This is a genomic window from Pseudomonas sp. (genome assembly GCF_030690725.1).
Taxonomy (GTDB): Bacteria; Pseudomonadota; Gammaproteobacteria; order Pseudomonadales; family Pseudomonadaceae; genus Aquipseudomonas.
Genome location: NZ_JAUYGD010000031.1, coordinates 1 through 22,082 on the forward strand (window position 1 = coordinate 1; position 22,082 = coordinate 22,082).

The following is a 22,082-nucleotide window of genomic DNA, read 5'->3' on the forward strand; positions in this document are numbered from 1 at the left end:
TGCAGATTTCTGTTTGCCGCTGAGTTGGCTCACCTGAGCCAGCCAGCGCTGAAAGGCTTGAGTATCCATGGCGGGCAGACCTCATGAGCGGATGCCTGCCTTAAAGCTTAGTCTTTGCAACACGCTATTGGGACATAGCCAAAAAGAAAGGGTCGGCATTGCCGACCCTTTTTTATTGGTTGAGTGTTTTACCAGCAGCGTTCCACGTTAGTGGCACCTTTGGTTCCACGGCTATCCAACGTCAGGTTGCCGCATTCGTTATCCTGTAGTTGAGCGCCGACACGAGAAGCCGTTAGGACTACGCAGCGGGCAATGCTACCGCCGCATGCTTCAGCAGTGATGTTGTATCGACGCTCGTCGGACGCAACTGCCGCATCGGCAGCAACACCATAGCCCAATCCCCCTGCTCCCAAATTGGCCGTATAGGTCTGGTTCTGTGAATAGAAGCGTTCTTGGGCTTGGAGTATTTCCATTAGTTTGGCCTGGCCGTCAGCCCGGCCAGAGCGTAATACATAGTTCTGGTAACTCGGGTAAGCGATGGCGGCAAGAATGCCGACAATCGCCACAACAATCATCAGTTCAATCAGGCTAAAACCCTGTTGTTTCATCAATTTTCTCTCCAGTAGCTTGCCTTGACTGCATCGCCTGCTCGGCAGACTTCGGCGCCGTCCACGCAATCGTTACGCAGGATTTCGGTACCGGTCAGGATGGTAGGTTTACCCTCGGAGAGAATAACCGATGGAGTCGGTGGAATACCCGAACGTTTCAGGTCGAAGCTGCGCACCGGATTCTTGGTGCCATCCGCTGCTGTTTCGGTAAACAGGGCGCTGGCATCGATCAGACTCAACGCATAGGTACGGCCCCGGCCCACGTCCGAACCACAGGTGGAAACGGCCTGGCCACGAGGGCTGAAGGTACTGAATAGCACCGCGCCTCGGAAAGAAACCGAGGTAGAGAGTACCTTTTCGCCTTTCGGCAACTTCAGGTAGAAGCCTTTACTGGCTGCCAGCAGATTGGTATTGGGTGTGTAGCTGTTACCGGGTGTCAGCTTGGCGTACTCCTTGTCGATCTCACTGCGCAGATACGGCAAGCCTGTTGCTGGGTTTGCCGCATTGGCCAGGGCCTGGTCAATCAGGAACTGATAAGCGTCGAAGTAGGTTGGGGCATCTGGTGCGGTCTGCGCTTGCAGTGCTGTCAGTTGGGCAGCAGACAGCATGGCGCTTGCAACATTGTAGGGGAGGGCCGCAAGAGCGTCGGCTTCCCCTTGCAATGCGGCACCGGATGCAATCAGCGCTGCCTGCTCAGACAGCAAGGTGGCAATCTGGTCCGCGATGGTTTGACTGTTGGTCGCTGCGGCCCTGAGGGTTGCTGCTTTAGCGGCTTCTTCACGAACCAATAGATCCGCATAGTTATAAGGAAAGCCATTCGGTAGATCGGTTATATCACCATCTAAACCCATTGCAGCCAATGCAGCGTCGACAGCGGTGATGATATCGGCAGTTGCTCCAGGCAGGTCCAGAGCGCTTTGGACAGTGGCAAGCAATGTGTGCAGTTTGCTCGGGTTGCCGGCATTAAGGTTTTCGCGTGTCTCAATGTATGCGCGAGCCGCATAGTCCGCGCGCAGAACTTCCAGTTCGGCTTGCAGGGTGGGTAGGCCGTCATCTATTTGCGCTGGGTCAGCCTGAGCGGCAATGATTTCTGCCTCCTTGGTTTTAATCGCGACGAATGCTTGGTCAAGATCGCGCTGCAGTTCAGTCAGGCGCGCATATTCAGATGCCAGGTTATCTCTGAGTGGCAGAAGGGCGGCAGCGTTGGTGTCATTCAGCACTGCATCTGCATGGGCCAGGATGGCTGAATCAAGAGTTACCTGCGCTGCGTCCTTTTCTGCAAGCTTGGTGGCAGCATCCAATGCAGCAGTATCTGCTGCGATAACTGTATTGTTGTATGCCGACGTTTTGTCATTGAGGACACTTATCCGAGATGCCTCGTCGCCATCATCATTTTCTGCATCCAAGACAGCTTGAATTGCATTATCACGGGCGTCTTTCAATGGGTCAGGATCGGGTGATCCAGCCGCGGTCCAGGCATTGATGGCATCAGTTCTTGCGTTTATCAGGTCTACTATGGCTTGGAGTGAAGCTGCTGCTGCATCTTTTTCAACTTCAGCCGCATCCCGTGCAGTGTTAGCGCTATCGGATGTGCTCTGGGCGCCATTGTATGCGGTAGCGGCATTGTTATAGGCCGTGTCAGCAGCGATGCGCTCAGCATCGAGGGCTGCGGCATCTGCGGCGTCTGCCAGATCAACTGTATCGAGAAACAACTGCTGCAACTTTGCCAGTGCAATTTGTGCTTTTTCCAGGCTGCTTTGCAGCTTGCTTTGCTGCTGAAGGTTTTCGTTGTTCTCGACGAGGAACGGGTCGTCGCCAAGGATTTCGTCGATCTGTTTTTGTCGCTCGTCGGCATCGCTCATTGCCTGAGAGGCGGCATTCTGTTTCGCGGTGTGGTTGATGCCGGCGCGATAGTCGACAAAATTTTGCCGCGCGCCGTCAACAGCGTTGTTGATGCTCAGCATTTGCGCTTCTAGCGTCCTGATTTTTTCCAGGATGGCATCCGTGTCGCCCGCGCTCAGATCAAAGCCGGTAACGTTAGTCAGGTCGGATTCGGTGATGGTGGTGTAGGTGCTCGGTTTAATGAAAACGTTGCTATCACGAAGCACATAGAAGCGGTCATCGGTGTCAGTGTTGAGTGGGCTTTCACGGAAGCCTGAACCGATAGAAATAGTGAAGTAAGTCTTGCCCCCCCGTTCACGTATCAGTGCCACATCAGGTGAGCTGAAGAAGCGACGGTTGTCCGCAATAGTAGCGCCGCCAAGTTGGGCAATGCGACCGCCAGTGGCAAAAGTAGAGGTGGGGTTGATGCCGGTGTTGGCATTGTTGATGTCGAAGCGGAATACCTGACCACGCAGGTCGGATGCATAGATGATGTCGGCTAGACCATCACCATTAATATCTACGATGGTGGGATCTGCTGGCATGCTATTAGTCATGCTTGCGATCTGCAGATTGGCCCCGGTATCGCCGCTGCCACCGGCACGCCAGAGCAGTTTTCCAGTTTCAGCATCGACCACATATAGGGCATTGCCCAGGCTGTCGGCTTTAGGGGCGTTAGTGCCGATATTGTCGTGGTCCCGGTCATAGCCACCGGAGAAAATCAGCACTTTGGTCTGCACATTATTGATCTTCACGTCCGCCAATTTGGGGGCGGAGAAAGTCATTCCGAGCTTCTCAAAGCCAGGAGTCGGAGCGGCGTTATACGCTCCTTTGATCATCCACTTGAAGGCCGGTGCATCGATATTGCTGACATCCAGCGCATAGTAGTTGCTACCACCGCGGCGCATTCCCGCATAAAGGATGGCTTTGTCTAGTACTCGGCGACTGGCGGTAACATCACCGGCTGTGGGAGTGCGATAGCTGGTCCACAGGTTGATCTGACCGTCTATACCGTATTTCTTGTTGGTTGAACCTTTAGCGTTAGTCAGATATGCGCCAGGGTTAGGCAGCAGCTCCTTGGGGATAAAGGAAAATTTTTCGTTGCCAGTTTTTGGATCGATGGCATGAATAAAGCCTTCGTTTGATCCGAAAAACATATATAGCTGTTCGGGTGAAGTTAGTGGTGCTGTTTGTACGCGATTTAGGTCTTCATCAGTAACGTAGGCGACTAGTTTAGGTTCGTTGTGCAGTACATCAGCAATAGCCAAGCGGTTAGTGCCGTCAGTATTCTTGCCGCGTGCCCAGTTGATGAACTGATTCTTCTGGGTGGTATCGCTGGCGCCCAGCATGGTGTTGGTGAGCGCGGTATTAGACGTATTAAGTCGATAGCTGGCCGCATTGAGGCTTACGGAGCCTGTGACCCCGTTTGTGGCAGTTGCAGTTCGATCAGCACCTGTCCAGGTAAAAATATTGCGTGTGTCAGGGTTGAGCAGGCGTCCGGCGACGCCGCCTCTGGCCACATCGCTGCCATCGGCGGTGGCTGACCAGAAGCTGGAGGCGCTGTTACTGAAGAAGCCTGTACTGTCGTCAATCGCGGCATTGTTGTTCTGGTCGACAATCAACGGGTTGCCGGCAGTGTCTTTGCCTAGCTTGTAGCGCTTGACGTTACCTGGCCAGTTGGCACCTTCAGCGGGGCGGAATAAGGCGTAGTAGAGGTCGTTACGGAAACCGAGGTTGTTAAAGGCGCTTACAGCCACACTTGGCGCAGCAAAAGAGGTGTTTTCCGCAGTGATGTCGATGATGATCGCCTTCAGTGCCGCGGTCAGGCCGGAAACATTGTCTGAGGTGTAATAGCTGCCGGCACCAGCAGTAGCGGCGTTTCTCAGAAGTGGCAGGTCGACCGTGAAACCAACAAAGTGGGATGTGACCGTTTGCTTGCGGTTGGTGGGGTCGGCGAAAGGTGCTGGCGCAGGGAATAAATCCTGGTTGGCCATGTATTCGGCCAAGTGCGGCAAGCATTGGCCATCGCTGTTCGAACAGGTGTTACTTTTGTAAGTAGTGTTGACACCGGCCAGTGACTTAATTGCAGCATTTGAACCAACGTCTCGCGTAGGTTCACCGTCAGTTACGTAAATGATGTGTGACTTTTGGCAGGCGTGGGTAATTGGCGAAATATACTTGCCGCCACTCATAGAGGACGACACGCTACGGGCGGCCGCCCAAACTGGAGCTTGGCCGGTCATGTAGCGATATGCCTCGTAGTAGGTCTCCGAGAGTGGTGTCCAGTCATCAAGCCCAATATTATTTACGACACCTTTCATGGTGTCTGCATTACTGGACGTAAGGCGTTGTACAGGGCTGACAATGTGACCCCCCTGCTCATTTTCACAGTTTCGGTTATCATTGGGGCAGTTTGTACGCAAGCCTTTGTAACGCATTAAACCTATATTGACATCTTCTTTTGTTTTTAATTGGTCAATCAAGTTGTTTACAACCTGCTGCATGACTTGGTTTCGCGTTTTTCCTCCTGTATTCGCTACTTGTCCACCCATTGAACCAGAAGAGTCGAGAATAAAAAGAATGTTAGGGCGTACTTGCTGGTCGGCGGGCAAGTCTCGCGGTACATAGATTTCAGTGTCATCGGCCAGGGCGATATTGAAGGTTATAATTCCATAGAGGAATGCGCTAATCCCGACGGCGACTGGTCTTAGTTTAAACATGATCTTACTCCAGTCTTAGTATATGGAGAACTTGAGGATATGGGTCGGTGCATGGTTAGTGACCGTGATGGCTCCGGCCCAATCAACCTTGAGCGCCAGCTCATCAATTGAACGCAGTTGGCCATTGATTTCCAGCTGAGCGTTACGGTCGATAGTCATGCTCGTAGCCGGGCAATCCAGGCAGGTATAGGCCATGACGCGACCAAGGCCTGCGTCAGTGGGGCTCCAGTTGACGATCAGGCGCTCCATTTCGATTACGCGAGTCAAAAGTTCGGTGTCAGGCTGCTGCTGGGCAAAGCTGCTGAAGCTGAGCAGGAGGCTGAATAGGGTGAGGCTGATACGTTTTTTCATGGTTGTATGCTCACTTGTTGTTCTGGAATGTCATGCCCTGGGACTGCCAGGAATAGGTGCCGCTGGCGAGTTCTGCCTTGGCTTCCATTTGAAAGTCGATGCAGACAAACCGTTCAATACTGGAACCGTCATCACAGGGCTTTTCCTGGACATAACGGACTGTATTTGAGGCGCCCACTGTGCCGGTGATCGGTGTGATGCCTACGGTTGCGCCAGTAGTTGCAGGTAGGCCGACGCTCTTCAGCGCGGTTACTTCTTCTGCTGTTTTCGGGGTCCCCTTGAAAGCCATGGCTGCCAATAGCGGTGCACGATTGGCGAGGTTGGTGTTAAAGGCCAGCAACTGGGCGCGCAGTTCATTTTGAGCTTGCTGGAACACCTGGTTACGGAACTGGCTATTACTGGCCATACGCTCTTCAAAGGTGGAGAAGCGCATGGCAGTTACGCCAGCAATAGTCAGTACCAGCAAGAAAACCAGGGCCACGATCAGCGTGGCGCCTTTTTGTGCGCGAGAGTGTGCGAGATGGATATGCATGATTCGCCTCAAAAGGTGTTCTTAAGCTGGATGGTGGTGCTGAATATTTGCCGCGCTCGGTTATCTGCAAAATTGATCGGGGCTGCATCCAGCAGTACAAAATTACGCCCGGCCGGCGCGGGTGTTAGGGGGGCGATTGAGTTGGCTAAAACGGCAATACGAACTGCGCGTACATTGTTCCAGTTGGTGACGCGGTCAGCCGAGACGTATTGGTTGGCGCTGCGGGAGTCGCCACTGGTGTTGACTCCGTAGAGAACTTGGAGGCTGTCTACCCCTGAGATCAGCTCTTGGGCGGCGGGCCCAGAAGTCCAACTGCCTGTGGTGTCGTTGAACTTGTAGGCACGACAGCCTAGTGATGCTGGTGTTGTGGCTGTTGCGGGGATGATGGAGTAGTGGTTTATCAACAGCATATTGTTTTCAGTGATGGTGTTGCCGAGACAGTCGCGACGAACTCCATCGGTAAAGGGGGGCTGAAAAACAAAGGCAACGCTATCAGATGCATTGCCGCTGCCTGTGCTGGCGCAGAGTTCTGCTGGGATGGTGCCAGGGAGGCCCGTGCAGGATGGGCGGACCAATGCAAGGGGCTTGCCTCCTTCAAAAACTGGCTCTGTATAACCTGCAAGCCTCGCGCTGCGGGCAATAAACTCTAGGGCAAATCGCCCGTTTTCCTGAAGTCGCCCCATCGCCTCGTTGGCGGCATAAGTTTGCCGACTGGAGAGGAACACTTGGATAACCCCCGTCATCAGCAACAGGCCCAGGGCCATGGCGACCATTAGTTCAACCAGTGAAAGACCGAGCTGGATGCGACGTGTGGTGGTGAAATTACTGATGCTCATCGGCGCACCTCAAAAGCGGGAATACCTGGTGCAAGGGTGTTTTTGCCTGCGCGGCCGAGCCAGAAACCTTGCAGCGTTAGGGTGTTGCCTGCGGCGGCTACACCTAAGGTAATGTTGTTGTCAGGCGGGGTGATGAAGTCGCGACTAGTAAAGCGCCCGTTGATGGTGTTTGACGCAAGGCCTGCATAGCTGCATTGGGATTCCCAGCGATCAAATGCAGCCATTTGGGCTGCGGTGCAGTTCTGTGCAGTAACCTTGGCTGAAGTGCTTGGGTCGTAGTAATCCGCGCAGCGAGCAACGGGCGGATTGGCGCAGTTTGGTGCTGCGGCATATTGAGCTGCAGTGCCGGCGGGGTTGGCGCGAATACGCTCGGCAATGTCTTGCAGAACCCAGGTGGACTGAGAGCGCTGAGCACTGTCGCTAGAGCCTTGCAGAGCGTTAAGTTGGAGTGCTGCTAGGCCGAGCATGCCAACGGTAAATATCAGCAAGGTGATCAATACTTCGATCAGGGAGCTGCCGCGTTGCTGTGAGCTATTAATATGCATGAACAGTCTCATCCTTTTAGGAACATGCTGTGTCACGGGGGACGTTGCGAATACTGGAGCGACCTTGGCGATTGATGTCGATGCAGCGGGCATCTGCCGGGTCCGCTTTTAGCTTGGTAGACGTAATTTTGAATGGTGTGCTTCCACATAGGGAGCATGTGCCGTCACGTTGAAACACCAGTTTATTAGTGGCTTGAAGAAAGTTGCTGCTAACGGTCACGCCAGTTTTAGCCTGGAAATTGCGTAGGCGGTTTTCGCTTTGGCAGTTAGGCATGCTGTCGGCTGGGCCGACACACCAGCCATCAGCCCAGCCGGTGGCAGCGTTCGTAGCAGGTATAACGGCGATTTCACTATTCTGCTTGACGGCCTCGGAGCGGGCGAAGGCCAATGCGAGCATCAGCTCACTGGCCTGGCCGCTGACACGCTGGCGTACAGCGAAATCGCCCATCGCCGGCACAGCAAGACCCAGAATAACGCCCAGAATGGCGACAGTGATCATCAGCTCTATGAGGGTAAATCCTTTACTTCGCAGCATGGGCGTTCTCGAAGGGAAACTTTCACTCTCATCTTGGCTGCTGCGGTTCGTCCATTCAATACAAGGGGGATAGCTGGCTGCATTTGTGGCTTGAGTGGTTAGTGGGGGCAGGTGCTGTTTAAACGTTCGCTTTTCAGGCGCCCTTGTTTATTAAGGGTTATGCGCCGGGTCTCGTTGAGATTGCGATGGCACAGCGTGAAGGTGCCGTTACTAACAAAGGTCATGCCGTTGCCGCTGAAATGCAGCGAGTGTGTTGGGTTCATGCCGCGCCAGTTTAGGGTGGTGTGACGAGGCAGAGTGATGTGGGCGATGATTTCCTCACCGGGATCGAGTGTGCGATTACCGTTGCTGTCGATAAAGTTGGTGAGGGTGCCGGACCAGGGTAGTTGGCACCGGCCATGATCCTGCAGTGGGCAGAGTGTTACTCTGCTGGTGTTGCTCATGGCCTGCCAGCGAGCCATGGTGATAAGTGTGGCAAGTTCGCTGTGGGTCGTTTGCAGGCGTTGCTTATCTACTACTTGGCCCAGTGCTCCGATGCTCCAGGCGAGTACTGAGACAATCGCTGTACAGATTAGTAATTCGTACAGAGTAAAGCCCCTAGCCGGTTTAGTGTTCATCCTGAACTCTCCATTGCTCCGTGTGATTGAGTGTGTGCATGAATGGCGATTGCGCTTGTGGCCAATTCATCGTTGTTGTGTAAGTTTTCCTCCCGAGAGGTTGTCAGCTTGAGTCGAGTGGTGGTCGTCGGCAGTGGTGTAGTGGGAATGCTCAGTGCTTATTTATTGGCCTTGGAGAATGTAAGTGTGGTTCTGTTTGAGCGTTTTCAGGCCGGAAACGAATCCTCATGGGCCGGTGGCGGTATTGTCTCACCGCTTTACCCCTGGCGTTACAGCCCTGCGGTCACGGCGCTAGCACACTGGTCGCAGGATTTTTATCCGCGTTTGGGTGAGCAGTTGCTGGCGCAGACGCAGATCGATCCGGAGGTGTATGTCACCGGGTTGTATTGGCTTGATCTGGATGAGGAGGCTGAGGCGCTTGCCTGGGCGCAGCGTGAGGGGCGCCCGCTGCAGTCTGTGGATGTTGCGGTGGTAGAGCGGGCGGTGCCGGCGTTGGCTAAGGGCTTTGGGCGTGCGGTGCAGATGGCGGATGTGGCGAATGTGCGTAACCCGCGCTTGGTCAAGGCGCTACGGGCCGCGTTGCAGCAGATGCCGAATGTCACTTTGCATGAGCACTGTGCGGTGAGTGGGTTTATTCGCGAGGGCGGGCGTATCACGGGTGTGCACACCGCACAGGGTGATATGTATGCCGATCAGGTGGTGCTGGCTGCCGGTGCCTGGAGTGGCGAGCTGATGAAGACCCTTGGCATCGAGTTACCGGTGGTGCCGGTCAAGGGGCAGATGATTCTGTACAAATGTGCCGAAGACTTTCTCCCTACCATCGTGCTGGCCAAGGGGCGTTATGCGATTCCGCGGCGTGATGGTCATATTCTGATTGGCAGCACCCTTGAGCATGCGGGGTTCGACAAAACGCCGACCGACGAGGCGCTGGCCAGCTTGAAAGCTTCCGCTATCGAGTTGTTGCCGGCGTTGGCAGATGCAGAGGTGGTGGGGCATTGGGCTGGGCTGCGGCCTGGTTCGCCCGAGGGCATTCCGTTTATTGGGTCGGTGCCGGGGCATGATGGGCTGTGGCTGAATTGTGGGCACTATCGTAATGGGCTGGTGCTGGCGCCGGCGTCGTGCCAGTTGCTGGCTGATCTGATGCTGGGGCGTGAGCCGATTGTTGACCCCGCACCCTATGCGCCTGCTGGGCGGTTGGTTTCGGCGGGTTAAGCGTTTCTCTGGGAGGGGCCAGCGGCTAAAGCCCCTCTCATAACTGATGCTCGTTTTAGTCGATACCGAGCTTCTTTAGTCGATAGCGCATTGAGCGAAAGCTCAGGCCCAGGCGTTGCGCGGCGGCGGTGCGGTTCCAGCGGGTTTCTTCCAGGGCTTGCATGATCAGTTTGCGTTCGATGGCTTCCAGGTAGTCTTCCAGGTTATCGATCTGTGCGAGGTTGGCTTCGCCGTTTTCACTGATCGGTACGCTGTCGGCCAGGCGCAGGTCGCTGGTGGTAATACGGTCGTCTTCGCACAAGGTGTAGGCGCGTTCGAGCATGTTCTCCAGTTCGCGCACGTTACCCGGGAAGCGGTAGCTCTTGAGCTTCTCCAGCGCGTCATCATCCAGTTTGGCCGGGCAGAGACCGGTGCCGTCGGCCAGGCGCTTGAGCATGATGTCGGCCAGCAGGGCGATATCTTCGCGGCGCTCGCGCAGGGCGGGAACGCGCAGTTCGATCACGTTGAGGCGGTAGTACAAATCCTGGCGAAAGCGCCCGGCCGCGACTTCGCCGGCCAGATCCTTGTGGGTGGCGCAGAGGATGCGTACATCGACGATCAGCTCCTGTTGGCCGCCGACGGCGCGCACGGCTTTTTCCTGAATTGCACGCAGCAGTTTGACCTGCATCGGCAGCGGTAGATCTGCAACCTCATCGAGGAACAGCGTGCCGCCGTTGGCGGCTTGGAACAGCCCTTGTTTGTCTTCGATGGCGCCGGTAAAGCTGCCTTTCTTGTGGCCGAAGAACTCGCTTTCCATCAGCTCTGTGGGGATGGCGCCGCAATTGACCGGGATAAAGGGTTGCTCGCCGCGTGAGCCTTGCTCGTGGATTAGTCGGGCGACCAGTTCCTTGCCGCTGCCGGATTCGCCGCTGATATACACCGGCGCCTGGCTGCGCGCCAGTTTGAGAATCTGCTTGCGCATGGCTTTCATCGGCGGCGAGTCGCCGAGCAGGCGACTGTCCACCGGCAGTTCCTCACCATCGGCACTGCGCAGGCGCAAGGCGGCGGCAACCAGCTCGCGCAGGCGGCCGAGATCCACCGGCTTGGTCAGAAAGTCGAACGCGCCGGCTTTCAACGCGTTGATTGCGGTGTCCAGGCTGCCGTAGGCGGTGATCATCGCCACTGGCACTTGCGGGTGACGCAGCAGAATATGCTGCACCAGCTCAAGGCCCGTACCGTCAGGCAGGCGCATATCAGTCAGGCACAGGTCGAAGGTTTCTTTGGCCAGCCACTCGCGGGCTTCCTTGACGTTGCGCGCGCTGCGGGTGTCGAGCTTCATGCGCCCCAGGGTGATTTCCAGGAGTTCGCGAATATCGGGTTCGTCATCGACGATCAGGGCTCTCTGGCGGGTCATGGTCAGCTCAGTTTGCGCGGGTGGGCGAAGGTGATACGCAGGCAGCTGCCGCCACCTTCACGAAGTTTATAGTCGAGGCGGGCCTGATTGCTTTCGCACAGCTCGCGGGAAATATACAGGCCTAGGCCAGTGCCTTTGTTTTCCGTGGTGTAGAACGGCTCGAACAGGTGGTGCAGCTGCTCTTCGGTAACGCCGGGGCCATCGTCTAGCACCTCGAGTACCGGCAACTCGCTCTCCGGGTCGCGAAACAGTTTCAGCCAAACTTGCCCGTGTTTGTTCTTTTGCGCGCTGTAGCGCAGGCCGTTCTCTACCAGGTTGCTCAGCACCTGAGTGAGCTGGTGCGGGTCCATGCGGGTTTGAATGCTGCCGCTGCTGGTTTCCAGGTGCAGGGTCTGGCCTGGGGCAGCGCTGCTGCGAAACTCGCTGGCGAAGCGGTGCAGCCAATACTTCAGGTCCAGTAATTGCGGCTCGGCTTGGCGCCGCCGCGACAGTTGCAGGACGTTCTCGATCACCAGGTTCATCCGTCGCGAGTGGTCCTGGATGATCTGTGCCAGGCGCAGATCGGGGCCCTCCAGCTCTTCTGACTCTTGCAGCAGCTGGGCGGCGTGACTGATTGCCCCCAGTGGGTTGCGAATCTCGTGGGCGATGCCGGCAGTCAGGCGACCCAGCGAGGCGAGCTTGAGCTGTTGCGCCTGCTGGGCGATCTGCGAGATGTCATCGAGGAAAATCAGCGTGTGTTTGTGCTCGCCGCGTTGCAGGGCAATAAAGCTCGGCTGCAACACCCGTCCATCAGGCGCCGCTTGCAGGCTGGCTGGGCGCAAGCTGGGGTTGTGCGACCATTGCTGCATGCGCTTGATAAGCTCTGGGCAGTGTGGGTCGAGAATCTTGCCGGTCAGGTCGGCATGCCCCAGTAGGTGGTTGGCGCCCTGGTTGGCCAGTAATACGCGGTGCAGTTCATCCAGCACCAGAATGCCGGTGCGCATGCGCTGCAGGATCAGGGCGTTCAATGCTTCCAGATTGGCCACGTCGGCAGCACGCTGCTCGGCCAGACTTTCGCTGACTTGCAGACGGCGGGTCAGGCCCTGCACAAATAGTGCAGCGGCAAAGCACAGCGCGCCAAGTGCGCCGGCCTGTACGTATTGCGCGGCAGCAGCCGGTCGGCTAAGGCTGAGGTAGAAGGTCAGGTAGATCATGCCCGCTGCAGCGACTGCGGCAATCAGCAGGCCGATACGCCCGCGCAATAGGATATTGGCGATCGCCACGGCAACAATCAGTAGGTTACCGATGCCGCTGGGTGTGCCGCCGGCGGCATAGAACAGGCCGGACAGCAGAATCACATCGACCAGGGCCAGGCTGAATACCTGCGCCAGGCGCTTGGGGCGGCGCACGGTGGCGATAATTAGGACGTTGAGAGCCAGATACAGCCAGCTGCCATTGCGAAACAGCGTTGGGTGCATCATGTCCAGCAGTTGGGCATCGAGCTCGCTGGAAATCAGCAGTGCCAGGGTAATGCCGATAACCAGGCGGTACAGGTGGTAGAGCCGCAGGATTCGCCTGCTTTGCTCCCCGCTCAGGGAGAAATCAGCGCTCACCGGGTTGTGTGCCTTGTTCTAGATGCGCCTGGCTGCAGAACCACTGTTCGCCCTTTGCCAGTGCGTGATCGCGCGGGACATGGGTGCCGCAATGTTCGCAGCGCACCATTGGGGTAGGAGCTGCGCTGGTGTTGCGGTCTTCAGGGCGAGGGGATGTTGGCCGAGTAAAGCGTCGCCACAGCCAAAATGCGGCCGCAATGATGGCAATCCAGAACAGTAAGCGGAACAGGCCCATGGCGCTCTCTTTCTATCGGTAAGCGGGCAGTTTAGCTAACCCGTCTGTGTGCGCCCAGCGTTGAAATCGTGCGCTGAGTGTTGTTTTCTGCCGCTTTGAGCGATAAGCCGCGTTTGGTGGTGGCGGCGGGCTTACCTGCCGTTCAGCTTCGGCCATCTGGCCAATAAAAAGGGAGGCCTAAGGCCTCCCTTTTCCACTGCGTTTTGCCGGCTTAGTCAAACAGGCCAAAGGTCAGATAGCTGAACCAGGAGCGGCTTGCTTTTTCTGCGCTGGTACCGGCTTTGAGGTCGTCCGGGATCTGCTCTTCGGCATCTTCGTACTGGCGAATCACATCCTGGCTGGCGCGGGTTTCGCCGGGTGGCAGTGGTGTGTCGGTTTCGATCAGGCCCAGGGTAGCCTTGGCCAGCCAGGAGCGGCTGTCGGCTTCTTCTTCGCGCGGAACGAACTGGCCGTCGACCAGGCTTGGGTGATCCGGGTAGTTGAGTTTGAGGGTTTCCAGGCTGGTGGCTGCCAGGTCATCCAGGGTCAGGCGCTGGTAGGCTTCGGTCATCACCGCAAGGCCATCGCCGACTGCTGGGGTTTCCTGGAAGTTTTCCACCACGTAACGACCACGGTTGGCCGCTGCCACGTAGGCGTTGCGGGTCAGGTAGTAGTGCGCCACATGAATCTCGTAAGCCGCCAGCAGATTGCGCAGGTAGATCATGCGCTGCTTGGCATCTGGCGCGTAGCGGCTAGTGGGGTAGCGGCTGGTGAGCTGGGCAAACTCGTTGTAGGAGTCGCGAGCGGCACCTGGGTCGCGCTTGGTCATGTCCAGCGGGACGAAGCGGGCAATCAGGCCGCGGTCCTGATCGAACGAGGCCAGGCCCTTGAGGTAGTAGGCGTAATCAACGTTGGCATGCTGCGGGTGCAGGCGGATAAAACGGTCGGCTGCGGATTTAGCCGCTTCCGGCTCAACGTTCTTGTAGTAGGCGTAGATCAGTTCCAGCTGTGCTTGTTCGGCATAACGGCCGAATGGATAACGCGACTCCAGGGCCTTGAGCTTGGCGACGGCGCTGGTATAGCTACTATTGTCCAGGTCGGCTTGTGCCTGCTGGTAGAGTTCGGTCTCGCTCAGATTTTCGTCGACCACCTGCTTCGATGAGCAGGCGGCAGTGAGGGCGAGGATTGCGATCAGCAGCAGGTGTTTCACTTGCATGGCGGCTTGCGTCCCTGTGACGGCGGCTGTCTTGAGCAAAGCCGTCCTGTTATGATGAGCGCCCCCGGTACCCCTGGGGCAAAGACGCCGTATTTAACCACAAGCGTGTAGCCGAAACCAAAAGCTATGCCCCCTCTGTTGCCGAGCATGTCCTCTATTAATAAGCAGATCATTGAACTGAACGCCGAGGTGCCCTATGAAATGGGCGGTCAACGCCTCGATCAAGTCGCCGCACTCCTGTTCGCCGAGCACTCGCGTTCGCGTCTGTCTGCCTGGATCAAAGAGGGTCTGCTGACCGTCGATGGTGAGGTGTTGCGCCCGCGCGACATCGTCCACGGTGGTGCACTGCTGGCGTTGAACGCCGAGCAGGAAGCCCAGGGCGAATGGATCGCCCAGGACATCGCGCTAAATATCGTCTACGAAGACGAGCAGATTTTGGTCATCGACAAGCCCGCCGGCCTGGTTGTGCACCCTGCGGCCGGGCATGCCGATGGCACCTTGCTCAACGCCCTGCTGCACCACGTGCCGGACATTATCAATGTGCCGCGCGCCGGCATTGTTCATCGCCTGGACAAGGACACCACCGGCCTGATGGTGGTGGCCAAGACCATCGAAGCGCAGACCCGCCTGGTCGACCAACTGCAGAGGCGCTCGGTCAGCCGTATCTACGAGTGCATCGTAATTGGCGTGATCACCTCCGGCGGCAAGATCAATGCGCCGATTGGCCGCAGCTCCTCGCAGCGTCAGCGCATGGCGGTGAGCGATGGCGGCAAGCCGGCGGTCAGCCATTACCGGGTGCTGGAGCGCTATCGCTCGCATACCCATGCGCGGGTCAAGCTGGAAACCGGCCGCACCCACCAGATCCGCGTACACATGAGCCATATCGGCTACCCGCTGGTGGGCGACCCGGTCTACGGCGGGCGTTTCCGTATTCCGCCTGCGGCCAACCCGAGCATGGTGCAAACGCTCAAGGAATTCCCGCGCCAGGCTTTGCATGCGCGTTTTCTTGAGTTGGACCATCCGATTACCGGTGAGCGGATGAAATGGCAGTCGCCATTGCCGGATGACTTTGTCTGGTTGCTGACGCTGCTGCGCCAGGACCGTGAGGCCTTTATTGGCTAGAACGTTGGTTAACCCAGTGCTGGGCAACAGGGAGCAGGGTGACAGGATGCACGACTGGCTGACGCCGCAATGGCCCGCACCGGCAAGGGTAAAAACCAGCGTCACCACCCGCAGTGGTGGTGTCAGCATGGCGCCGTTCGACAGTTGCAACCTGGGCGAGCATGTTGGTGATGAGCCAAAGGCCGTGCTGAAAAACCGTCAGCGGCTGGTCAGTCTGCTCGGCTGCAAACCGGCCTGGTTGCAGCAGGTGCATGGTGTTGCGGTGGTTGAGGCCAATCCTGCGCGGGTGCTCGAAGCTGACGCCAGTTGGACCAGCAAGCCTGGCGTTGCCTGTACGGTAATGACCGCCGACTGTCTCCCCGCGCTGTTCTGTGACCGTGCCGGCAGCCGTGTTGCGGCAGCCCATGCCGGCTGGCGCGGGCTGGCTGCAGGGGTGCTGGAAGCCACTCTGGACCAATTGGCGGTGCCGGCAGATCAGGTGCTGGTCTGGCTGGGGCCGGCAATTGGGCCACAGGCCTTCGAGGTGGGTGCGGAAGTGCGTGAAGCCTTTGTCGCCCAGCATGCGCAGGCCGCAGCGGCATTCCAGTCGAGTGTCAATCCAGGCAAATTTATCGCTGATATTTACCAGTTGGCGCGCATCCGTCTGGCTGCTCGTGGTGTCGAGGCGGTGTACGGCGGCGATTTCTGCACCTTCAACGACCCGCGTTTCTTCTCCTACCGCCGCTCGGCGCAAACCGGTCGCTTTGCCAGTCTGATCTGGCTGGGCAACTGATCCCCACGTGCCGCCGCTGCGGCACTGTTGCGGTAAATGACCCAGGTCAACGCCGCTCGGCTTGAAACCCGCACAATCGGCCTCATCTACTCTTCATCCGCAGGCTTTCTGTTTGGGCGCGATTCAGTGTGCCGGCCTGCCATCACCACGAGGGTTGATTGTTTATGCGTATTGATCGTTTAACCAGCAAGTTGCAACTCGCGCTCTCCGATGCGCAGTCCCTGGCCGTGGGTCTTGACCATGCGGCCATTGAACCGCTGCACCTGATGCAGGCCTTGCTTGAGCAGCAGGGCGGCTCGATCAAGCCGCTGCTGATGCAGGTCGGCTTTGATGTGAATAGCCTGCGCCTGGCCTTGGGCAAGGAGCTGGATCAGCTGGGCAAAATCCAGAACCCATCCGGCGATGTCAACTTGTCGCAGGATCTGGCGCGCCTGCTCAATCAGGCTGATCGCCTGTCGCAGCAGAAGGGCGACCAATTTATCTCCAGCGAGCTGGTGCTGCTCGCCGCGATGGATGAGAACACCAAGCTGGGTAAGCTGCTGCTCGGTCAGGGCGTCAGCCGCAAGGCGTTGGAAAATGCCGTGACCAACCTGCGCGGCGGCGATGCGGTAAATGACCCGAACGTCGAGGAAAACCGCCAGGCGTTGGACAAGTACACCGTCGACCTGACCAAGCGTGCCGAGGAAGGCAAGCTCGATCCGGTAATCGGTCGTGACGACGAAATTCGCCGCACCATTCAGGTTTTGCAGCGCCGCACCAAGAACAACCCAGTGCTGATCGGCGAGCCGGGCGTGGGCAAAACGGCGATTGCCGAAGGCCTGGCCCAGCGCATCGTCAACGGTGAAGTGCCGGATGGCCTGAAGGACAAGCGCCTGTTGTCGCTGGATATGGGCGCGCTGATCGCGGGCGCCAAGTTCCGCGGCGAGTTCGAGGAGCGGCTGAAGGCTGTGCTCAATGAACTAAGCAAGCAGGAAGGGCGGATCATCCTGTTTATCGACGAGCTGCACACCATGGTTGGCGCCGGCAAGGGCGAAGGCTCGATGGATGCCGGCAATATGCTTAAGCCATCCCTGGCGCGCGGCGAGCTGCACTGCGTCGGCGCGACCACGCTCAACGAGTACCGCCAGTACATCGAGAAAGACGCGGCGCTGGAGCGGCGCTTCCAGAAAGTGCTGGTCGATGAGCCGAGTGAAGAGGACACCATCGCCATCCTGCGTGGCCTGAAAGAACGCTACGAGGTGCACCACAAGGTGGCCATCACCGATGGTGCAATCATCGCCGCGGCCAAGCTGTCGCACCGCTATATCACCGACCGTCAGCTGCCGGACAAGGCCATCGACCTGATCGACGAAGCGGCCAGCCGCATCCGAATGGAGATCGATTCCAAGCCTGAAGTGCTCGACCGCCTTGAGCGTCGGCTGATTCAACTCAAGGTTGAGCGCGAAGCGCTAAAGAAAGAGGACGATGATGCGGCTCTCAAGCGCCTTGAAAAGCTGAAAGAAGACATTGTTCGTCTTGAGCGTGAATATGCTGACTTAGAAGAGATCTGGCGTTCAGAAAAAGCCGAGGTACAGGGAGTAGCTCAACTCCAGGAAAAAATAGAGCAGGCGCGCTCAGAAATGGAGGCGGCTCGGCGTAAAGGTGATCTAGAAACGATGGCGCGCATTCAATATAAAACGATCCCTGATCTTGAGCGCAGTCAGTTGATGGCTGAGCAGCACGGCAAGAGCGAGAACCAGTTGCTGCGCAGCAAGGTCACCGAGGAAGAAATCGCCGAAGTGGTGTCGAAGTGGACCGGTATTCCGGTGAGCAAGATGCTCGAAGGCGAGCGCGACAAATTGTTGAAAATGGAAGGCCTGCTGCATCAGCGGGTGATCGGCCAGGACGAAGCCGTGGTGGCGGTGGCTAACGCTGTGCGGCGCTCCCGTGCCGGTCTGTCCGATCCGAATCGGCCGAGCGGGTCGTTCCTTTTCCTTGGCCCAACCGGGGTCGGTAAAACCGAGCTGTGCAAGGCGTTGGCCGAGTTCCTCTTTGATACCGAAGAGGCGCTGGTGCGTATCGATATGTCCGAGTTTATGGAGAAACACTCCGTGGCGCGGCTGATCGGCGCACCGCCGGGCTATGTCGGTTACGAAGAGGGCGGTTATTTAACCGAGGCGGTACGCCGTAAGCCTTATTCGGTGATCCTGCTGGATGAGGTGGAGAAGGCCCACCCGGATGTGTTCAACGTGCTGTTACAGGTGCTTGAAGATGGTCGCCTGACTGACAGCCATGGCCGTACCGTGGACTTCAAAAACACCGTGATCGTGATGACCTCCAACCTCGGCTCCACGCAGATTCAGGAGCTGGTCGGGGACCGCGAGGCGCAGCGTGCGGCGGTGATGGATGCGGTGGGCACGCACTTCCGTCCGGAATTTATCAACCGGATTGATGAAGTGGTGATTTTCGAACCGCTGGCCCGCGATCAGATTGCCGGTATTGCGCAGATCCAGCTGGGCCGTTTGCGTCAGCGGCTGGCTGAGCGTGAGCTAAGCCTGGAGTTGTCCGATGAGGCCTTGGACAAGCTGATCGCCGTCGGTTACGACCCGGTCTACGGCGCTCGCCCGCTCAAGCGTGCGGTGCAGCGTTGGATCGAGAACCCCTTGGCGCAGCTGATTCTGGCCGGCAAGTTTGCCCCAGGCAGCAGTGTGACCGGCAAGGTTGAGGGCGATGAAATCGTCTTTGATTAAGCGTTGTCGGCCACATAGGGCTGCAAAATAATAAACACCCCGGTTCAGTTCGCGCTGACCGGGGGGGGGGGCTATTCGGTGGATTACAGGTGCTTGAGCAGGATTTCCAGCGCGGCTGCCTGGTCTTCTGCCAGGTCAATGATGTGAAAGCCTGCCCAGCAATGCTGGCCGTCCGCACCGGGGCGGCTCCATAGGCAGTCGGCCCCCAGGGTGATTTCACACACGCCTTCAACCTCCTGTTCGCTGACCAGGCGGCACTCCACCAGCTCGTCGGCGGTCAGCGGGGTATCGCTGAACAGCATAAAGCCATCGGCGGACAGGTCGACCACGCGGCCCAGGCGCTGCCCAGTGTGTAAGTCGAAGACTTCCAGCTGCACGTCGGCGTTATGCCGGCTGTGCAAGCGACGTTCGTCATCCATAGGAGTTCCTTATTCTTGGGGCTCAGCCGTGCGCCCGGTAAAACGCTGGAGCACGCGGTAAATGGCGGTAAGGGCGCGGTCCACCAGCGGTGCACCTCGTTCAGGGGTGACGATGCGCGCCAGCCCTTGTTCCATTTCTGTGGCCAGCTGGGTGAGTGGCTTGATTGCCACGCGCTGGCCGCTCTGGTCGACAAACATATAGTTGCGGGTTGTCGGGCTGAACCAGGACAGCTTGAGCGTGCGCACCTGTTCGCCATTGACGAATTCGAACCAGGTGCCGAACTCGATATGGCCCAGCTCCTTGGCCAGCGCCTGGGCGCGGGCCGAGAGTGTTGATTCGCGCGGTGCCAGGGTCGCCAGTGCAGCATCTTCGCCAAGCATGGCGCCCAGCGGGCTCTCGGGCAGGGTTGGCTTGAGCTGGGCGGCCACCTGTGGCTGTTTGGCCTGTACGGCGTGCTGGCAGGCCACCAGGTCCTGCAGCAGGCGGCGAATGCCGTCCTCGTGGTAGCCACCGAGCAGTTCCAGACCTTTGCGCAGGTCTTCGAGCAGCGGTACGCGCAGTTTTTGCAGGCGTTCACGGCCCGCTTCGTCGAGCAGGGTGCCGCTCCAGGCCAGTTGTTCGGCTGCTTCACAGGCGCGCTGCCATTCCGGGCTCTGTTCGCCGTTGCGCAGCAGCACAAATACCAGCACGTCGGCCCAGGTCAGTTCGAGGAAGTTGCGGATGATGGTCGGCGGCTGGCGATTGTTCAGACTGTTGGCGATCACTTCGACCGCGTGCTGGCGCGCGCCGAGCAGTTTGTCGCGACCTTTGGCAGCTTCCACCGCGCGACGTTCGCGCAGCTCGACCTTGTGCCTGAGGGTGGCAACGAATTCGTTGAACTCCTCCAGCAGGCCGTCAAAGAGTTGCAGGTCGCCGAAAAAGTCATGGATAACTCGCTCAACCACCCACTGCATCTTGGCCAGTAAACCGCGCTCATCGCCTTCTCCGCCATACAGCACGCCAGCCTGGGCCATGGCGTTGAGCAGGCGGCGGGCCGGGTGGTGATGTTGGGTGAACAGTGCTTTGTCCTGCAGCGCCACTTTCAGGTAGGGCGTATGCAGGTGGGACAGGGTGGTCTTGCAGCTGTCCGGCAGGTTGTCGTCGTCGAGGATAAAGTCGAACAGCATGCCGACCAGGTCGATCACGTCGGCTTCCTGATCGGAAACCTTCTGCTGGCCAGGCAGTTCGCTGTGGGCTTCCAACTGCTGTTGCAGGTCCGCCTTGAGACCTTCTACCTGCTGCGGGCGACTCAGGCGCTGTGACAGGTCGTTGGCCGATTGCTGCTGCATGCGGTTGAGCGCATCCAGCAGGGCTGAGGCGCTGTAGGTGCTGGTCGCCTCGCGCGGGGTAAAGCTGGCAATGCTGCGGGTGCCGCCAAGCAGTGGGGCGTCAACGTCGCGCTGGCGGTGTTCACCCAGCAAGGCCGCCAGGCTACCCAGTAACTCCTGCGGGTCACTTGGCGGCGGGCCGCTCAAGTCTGCACTGGCGGCGTTATAGGGCTGTCCTGGTGGCTGCGTAACGGTTGCAGAGCTGCTGGTGCGGTTCTCGGTCGTTTGTTCAGCCTGCGCGGCGGGTGTGGCCTTGGGGCGTGCCGGCGGATTGTTGCGCTGCGCGGTGTACTTCAGATTAGGCAGTACACCGGCATCAATCAGGCGCTGATTTAGCGCTGCATAGATGCTGTCTAGGCTCTGCATAACGTGAGTATCAAACAACGTATAAAGGATGACCTTTATACGCAGCGGAAACGGGCAGGGCGTCAGGGCATCGCGAAAGGCCTGGGCAATCATCTGCGGGCCGAAGGGGTTGATGTCCTCGCCGAGCTTCTGGCCGTTGTTCAGCAGCGCCAGACGTTGCTCCAGAGCAAACAGCGGTTGCGCGCAGCGTGCTTTGACTCGGCTGACCATATTGGTGACTTGCAGGCTTTCTTCATAATCCTCGTTCTGCACCAGGGCCATGTGCTCGGCGTCCAGTTCACTGGCGCTGGGTGGTGGCTTGAGCTTGCCTTCGAGGAAGTCTGAGAAGTTCTGCGCGATCTGCTGGTGGTAGCTGCGTTCTATCTGCGGGCGCTGCCTGCGGATCTCGCGCATGTTGTCGAAGAACAGGGTTTGTACCTGATTGTTCTCGGCTTTTTCGGCGCACTCAAACAGCGTGTCGTCGACTTGGGCGAAGACTCCAGTCAGGTGCTCGGCCAGGCGGTTCATCACCAGTTTTCGACAACTTTGCACCAGGTCGCCGAAGCGCGGCTGGATACCCCGGCTGGCAAGGGTCTGCGTTGAGCCGGGTGGATTTGGCGGTATGCCCTGGTTACTCATGGACTTTCCTGGCTGGAGCCTTACGGCTGGTGCGTCCTGCAATGAATACAGACATAGGGAAGATATAGCAGCCGCTCACGCAGCTGCAAATCATTGTACTAAAAGCAATTTAAGGGGTTGACAGGCGCGCGCGGAAACGTAAAATGGCGCGCCTCAGACACGGGAAACGATTTAACAACCGGCTCCGGTTTCTGAGAAAGGAAGCAAGTAGTTCCGCGATAGCTCAGTCGGTAGAGCAAATGACTGTTAATCATTGGGTCCCAGGTTCGAGTCCTGGTCGCGGAGCCAATCTTTCATCGGGGTATAGCGCAGTCCGGTAGCGCGCCTGCTTTGGGAGCAGGATGTCGGGAGTTCGAATCCCCCTACCCCGACCATTTTTGGGTCGTTAGCTCAGTTGGTAGAGCAGTTGGCTTTTAACCAATTGGTCGTAGGTTCG

Annotated in this window: 18 protein-coding genes and 2 tRNA genes; 6 read left to right on the forward strand and 14 right to left on the reverse strand. The window is 58.0% G+C overall.

The window, feature by feature from the left end:
* Positions 1-188: 188 nt before the first annotated feature.
* The 8 genes from Q8O69_RS05655 to Q8O69_RS05690 all read right to left on the reverse strand — a co-directional run bounded on the left by Q8O69_RS05655 (position 189) and on the right by Q8O69_RS05690 (position 8,625).
* The gene (locus tag Q8O69_RS05655; protein ID WP_305590278.1) at positions 189-608 is read right to left on the reverse strand and encodes a type IV pilin protein; all 420 of its coding nucleotides are present in this window, start codon (positions 606-608) and stop codon (positions 189-191) included.
* Entirely contained in the window at positions 608-5,209 is a 4,602-nt protein-coding gene (locus Q8O69_RS05660) for a PilC/PilY family type IV pilus protein (RefSeq protein WP_305590280.1), read from the reverse strand. Before Q8O69_RS05660 ends, Q8O69_RS05655 begins: the two co-directional genes overlap by 1 nt.
* Positions 5,210-5,224: 15 nt before the next feature.
* Positions 5,225-5,560, reverse strand: a complete 336-nt coding sequence (locus tag Q8O69_RS05665) for a hypothetical protein (protein ID WP_305590282.1) — start codon at positions 5,558-5,560, stop codon at positions 5,225-5,227.
* Between the two features lie 10 nt (positions 5,561-5,570).
* Positions 5,571-6,092 carry a PilX N-terminal domain-containing pilus assembly protein gene (locus Q8O69_RS05670; RefSeq protein WP_305590284.1) on the reverse strand — a complete coding sequence of 174 codons (522 nt, stop codon included), beginning with the start codon at positions 6,090-6,092 and terminating at the stop codon, positions 5,571-5,573.
* A gap of 8 nt (positions 6,093-6,100) precedes the next feature.
* Positions 6,101-6,928, reverse strand: coding sequence for a PilW family protein (locus Q8O69_RS05675; RefSeq protein WP_305590286.1), 828 nt, complete (start codon positions 6,926-6,928; stop codon positions 6,101-6,103).
* The gene (gene pilV, locus Q8O69_RS05680; RefSeq protein ID WP_305590288.1) at positions 6,925-7,473 is read right to left on the reverse strand and encodes a type IV pilus modification protein PilV; all 549 of its coding nucleotides are present in this window, start codon (positions 7,471-7,473) and stop codon (positions 6,925-6,927) included. The genes Q8O69_RS05675 and pilV overlap by 4 nt, the downstream gene beginning before the upstream one ends.
* Before the next feature lie 16 nt (positions 7,474-7,489).
* On the reverse strand, positions 7,490-8,008 hold the full coding sequence (locus Q8O69_RS05685) for a GspH/FimT family pseudopilin (RefSeq protein ID WP_305590290.1): 519 nt from the start codon (positions 8,006-8,008) through the stop codon (positions 7,490-7,492).
* 98 nt (positions 8,009-8,106) lie between these two features.
* On the reverse strand, positions 8,107-8,625 hold the full coding sequence (locus Q8O69_RS05690) for a GspH/FimT family pseudopilin (RefSeq protein WP_305590292.1): 519 nt from the start codon (positions 8,623-8,625) through the stop codon (positions 8,107-8,109).
* Positions 8,626-8,733: 108 nt separating this feature from the next.
* Here Q8O69_RS05690 and thiO point away from each other — a divergent pair, with 108 nt between their 5' ends.
* Entirely contained in the window at positions 8,734-9,837 is a 1,104-nt protein-coding gene (gene thiO / locus Q8O69_RS05695; protein WP_305590294.1) for a glycine oxidase ThiO, read from the forward strand.
* Between the two features lie 55 nt (positions 9,838-9,892).
* Here thiO and Q8O69_RS05700 read toward each other — a convergent pair whose 3' ends face one another.
* The 4 genes from Q8O69_RS05700 to Q8O69_RS05715 form a co-directional block, all read right to left on the reverse strand.
* Positions 9,893-11,230, reverse strand: a complete 1,338-nt coding sequence (locus tag Q8O69_RS05700) for a sigma-54 dependent transcriptional regulator (RefSeq protein ID WP_305590296.1) — start codon at positions 11,228-11,230, stop codon at positions 9,893-9,895.
* A gap of 2 nt (positions 11,231-11,232) precedes the next feature.
* On the reverse strand, positions 11,233-12,822 hold the full coding sequence (locus tag Q8O69_RS05705; protein ID WP_305590298.1) for a PAS domain-containing sensor histidine kinase: 1,590 nt from the start codon (positions 12,820-12,822) through the stop codon (positions 11,233-11,235).
* Positions 12,812-13,057 carry a PP0621 family protein gene (locus Q8O69_RS05710; RefSeq protein ID WP_305590300.1) on the reverse strand — a complete coding sequence of 82 codons (246 nt, stop codon included), beginning with the start codon at positions 13,055-13,057 and terminating at the stop codon, positions 12,812-12,814. Before Q8O69_RS05710 ends, Q8O69_RS05705 begins: the two co-directional genes overlap by 11 nt.
* Positions 13,058-13,268: 211 nt before the next feature.
* Entirely contained in the window at positions 13,269-14,252 is a 984-nt protein-coding gene (locus Q8O69_RS05715) for an outer membrane protein assembly factor BamD (protein WP_305590302.1), read from the reverse strand.
* 147 nt (positions 14,253-14,399) lie between these two features.
* Between Q8O69_RS05715 and rluD the strand changes: the two genes are divergently transcribed.
* From rluD to clpB, 3 genes are all read left to right on the forward strand, one after another.
* Positions 14,400-15,374, forward strand: coding sequence for a 23S rRNA pseudouridine(1911/1915/1917) synthase RluD (gene rluD, locus Q8O69_RS05720; protein ID WP_305590304.1), 975 nt, complete (start codon positions 14,400-14,402; stop codon positions 15,372-15,374).
* Between the two features lie 46 nt (positions 15,375-15,420).
* The gene (gene pgeF, locus Q8O69_RS05725) at positions 15,421-16,146 is read left to right on the forward strand and encodes a peptidoglycan editing factor PgeF (protein WP_305590306.1); all 726 of its coding nucleotides are present in this window, start codon (positions 15,421-15,423) and stop codon (positions 16,144-16,146) included.
* 164 nt (positions 16,147-16,310) lie between these two features.
* On the forward strand, positions 16,311-18,875 hold the full coding sequence (clpB, locus tag Q8O69_RS05730) for an ATP-dependent chaperone ClpB (RefSeq protein WP_305590308.1): 2,565 nt from the start codon (positions 16,311-16,313) through the stop codon (positions 18,873-18,875).
* Between the two features lie 83 nt (positions 18,876-18,958).
* Here clpB and Q8O69_RS05735 read toward each other — a convergent pair whose 3' ends face one another.
* Both Q8O69_RS05735 and Q8O69_RS05740 read right to left on the reverse strand, forming a co-directional pair.
* Positions 18,959-19,294 (reverse strand): PilZ domain-containing protein, encoded by a 336-nt coding sequence (locus Q8O69_RS05735; protein WP_275960678.1) that lies wholly within the window; start codon positions 19,292-19,294, stop codon positions 18,959-18,961.
* Positions 19,295-19,303: 9 nt separating this feature from the next.
* Positions 19,304-21,646, reverse strand: a complete 2,343-nt coding sequence (locus Q8O69_RS05740; protein ID WP_305590312.1) for a DUF1631 domain-containing protein — start codon at positions 21,644-21,646, stop codon at positions 19,304-19,306.
* Positions 21,647-21,858: 212 nt separating this feature from the next.
* On the opposite strand from Q8O69_RS05740, the gene Q8O69_RS05745 reads away from it, so the two are divergent.
* Together Q8O69_RS05745 and Q8O69_RS05750 are read left to right on the forward strand one after the other, a co-directional pair.
* Positions 21,859-21,934, forward strand: a tRNA-Asn gene (locus Q8O69_RS05745).
* A 9-nt stretch (positions 21,935-21,943) separates the two neighbouring features.
* Positions 21,944-22,020 (forward strand) — tRNA-Pro (locus tag Q8O69_RS05750).
* Positions 22,021-22,082 lie beyond the last annotated feature (62 nt).

Excerpts from the sequence above, each read along its gene's own strand:
- Q8O69_RS05740 (WP_305590312.1), bottom strand. The coding sequence starts at position 21,646 with ATGAGTAACCAGGGCATACCGCCAAATCCACCCGGCTCAACGCAGACC.
- Q8O69_RS05735 (WP_275960678.1), bottom strand. The coding sequence starts at position 19,294 with ATGGATGACGAACGTCGCTTGCACAGCCGGCATAACGCCGACGTGCAG.
- Q8O69_RS05660 (WP_305590280.1), bottom strand. The coding sequence starts at position 5,209 with ATGTTTAAACTAAGACCAGTCGCCGTCGGGATTAGCGCATTCCTCTAT.
- Q8O69_RS05710 (WP_305590300.1), bottom strand. The coding sequence starts at position 13,057 with ATGGGCCTGTTCCGCTTACTGTTCTGGATTGCCATCATTGCGGCCGCA.
- Q8O69_RS05655 (WP_305590278.1), bottom strand. The coding sequence starts at position 608 with ATGAAACAACAGGGTTTTAGCCTGATTGAACTGATGATTGTTGTGGCG.
- clpB (WP_305590308.1), top strand. The coding sequence starts at position 16,311 with ATGCGTATTGATCGTTTAACCAGCAAGTTGCAACTCGCGCTCTCCGAT.
- pgeF (WP_305590306.1), top strand. The coding sequence starts at position 15,421 with ATGCACGACTGGCTGACGCCGCAATGGCCCGCACCGGCAAGGGTAAAA.
- Q8O69_RS05700 (WP_305590296.1), bottom strand. The coding sequence starts at position 11,230 with ATGACCCGCCAGAGAGCCCTGATCGTCGATGACGAACCCGATATTCGC.
- pilV (WP_305590288.1), bottom strand. The coding sequence starts at position 7,473 with ATGCATATTAATAGCTCACAGCAACGCGGCAGCTCCCTGATCGAAGTA.
- Q8O69_RS05690 (WP_305590292.1), bottom strand. The coding sequence starts at position 8,625 with ATGAACACTAAACCGGCTAGGGGCTTTACTCTGTACGAATTACTAATC.
- Q8O69_RS05685 (WP_305590290.1), bottom strand. The coding sequence starts at position 8,008 with ATGCTGCGAAGTAAAGGATTTACCCTCATAGAGCTGATGATCACTGTC.
- Q8O69_RS05715 (WP_305590302.1), bottom strand. The coding sequence starts at position 14,252 with ATGCAAGTGAAACACCTGCTGCTGATCGCAATCCTCGCCCTCACTGCC.
- Q8O69_RS05675 (WP_305590286.1), bottom strand. The coding sequence starts at position 6,928 with ATGAGCATCAGTAATTTCACCACCACACGTCGCATCCAGCTCGGTCTT.
- Q8O69_RS05670 (WP_305590284.1), bottom strand. The coding sequence starts at position 6,092 with ATGCATATCCATCTCGCACACTCTCGCGCACAAAAAGGCGCCACGCTG.
- Q8O69_RS05665 (WP_305590282.1), bottom strand. The coding sequence starts at position 5,560 with ATGAAAAAACGTATCAGCCTCACCCTATTCAGCCTCCTGCTCAGCTTC.
- rluD (WP_305590304.1), top strand. The coding sequence starts at position 14,400 with ATGTCCTCTATTAATAAGCAGATCATTGAACTGAACGCCGAGGTGCCC.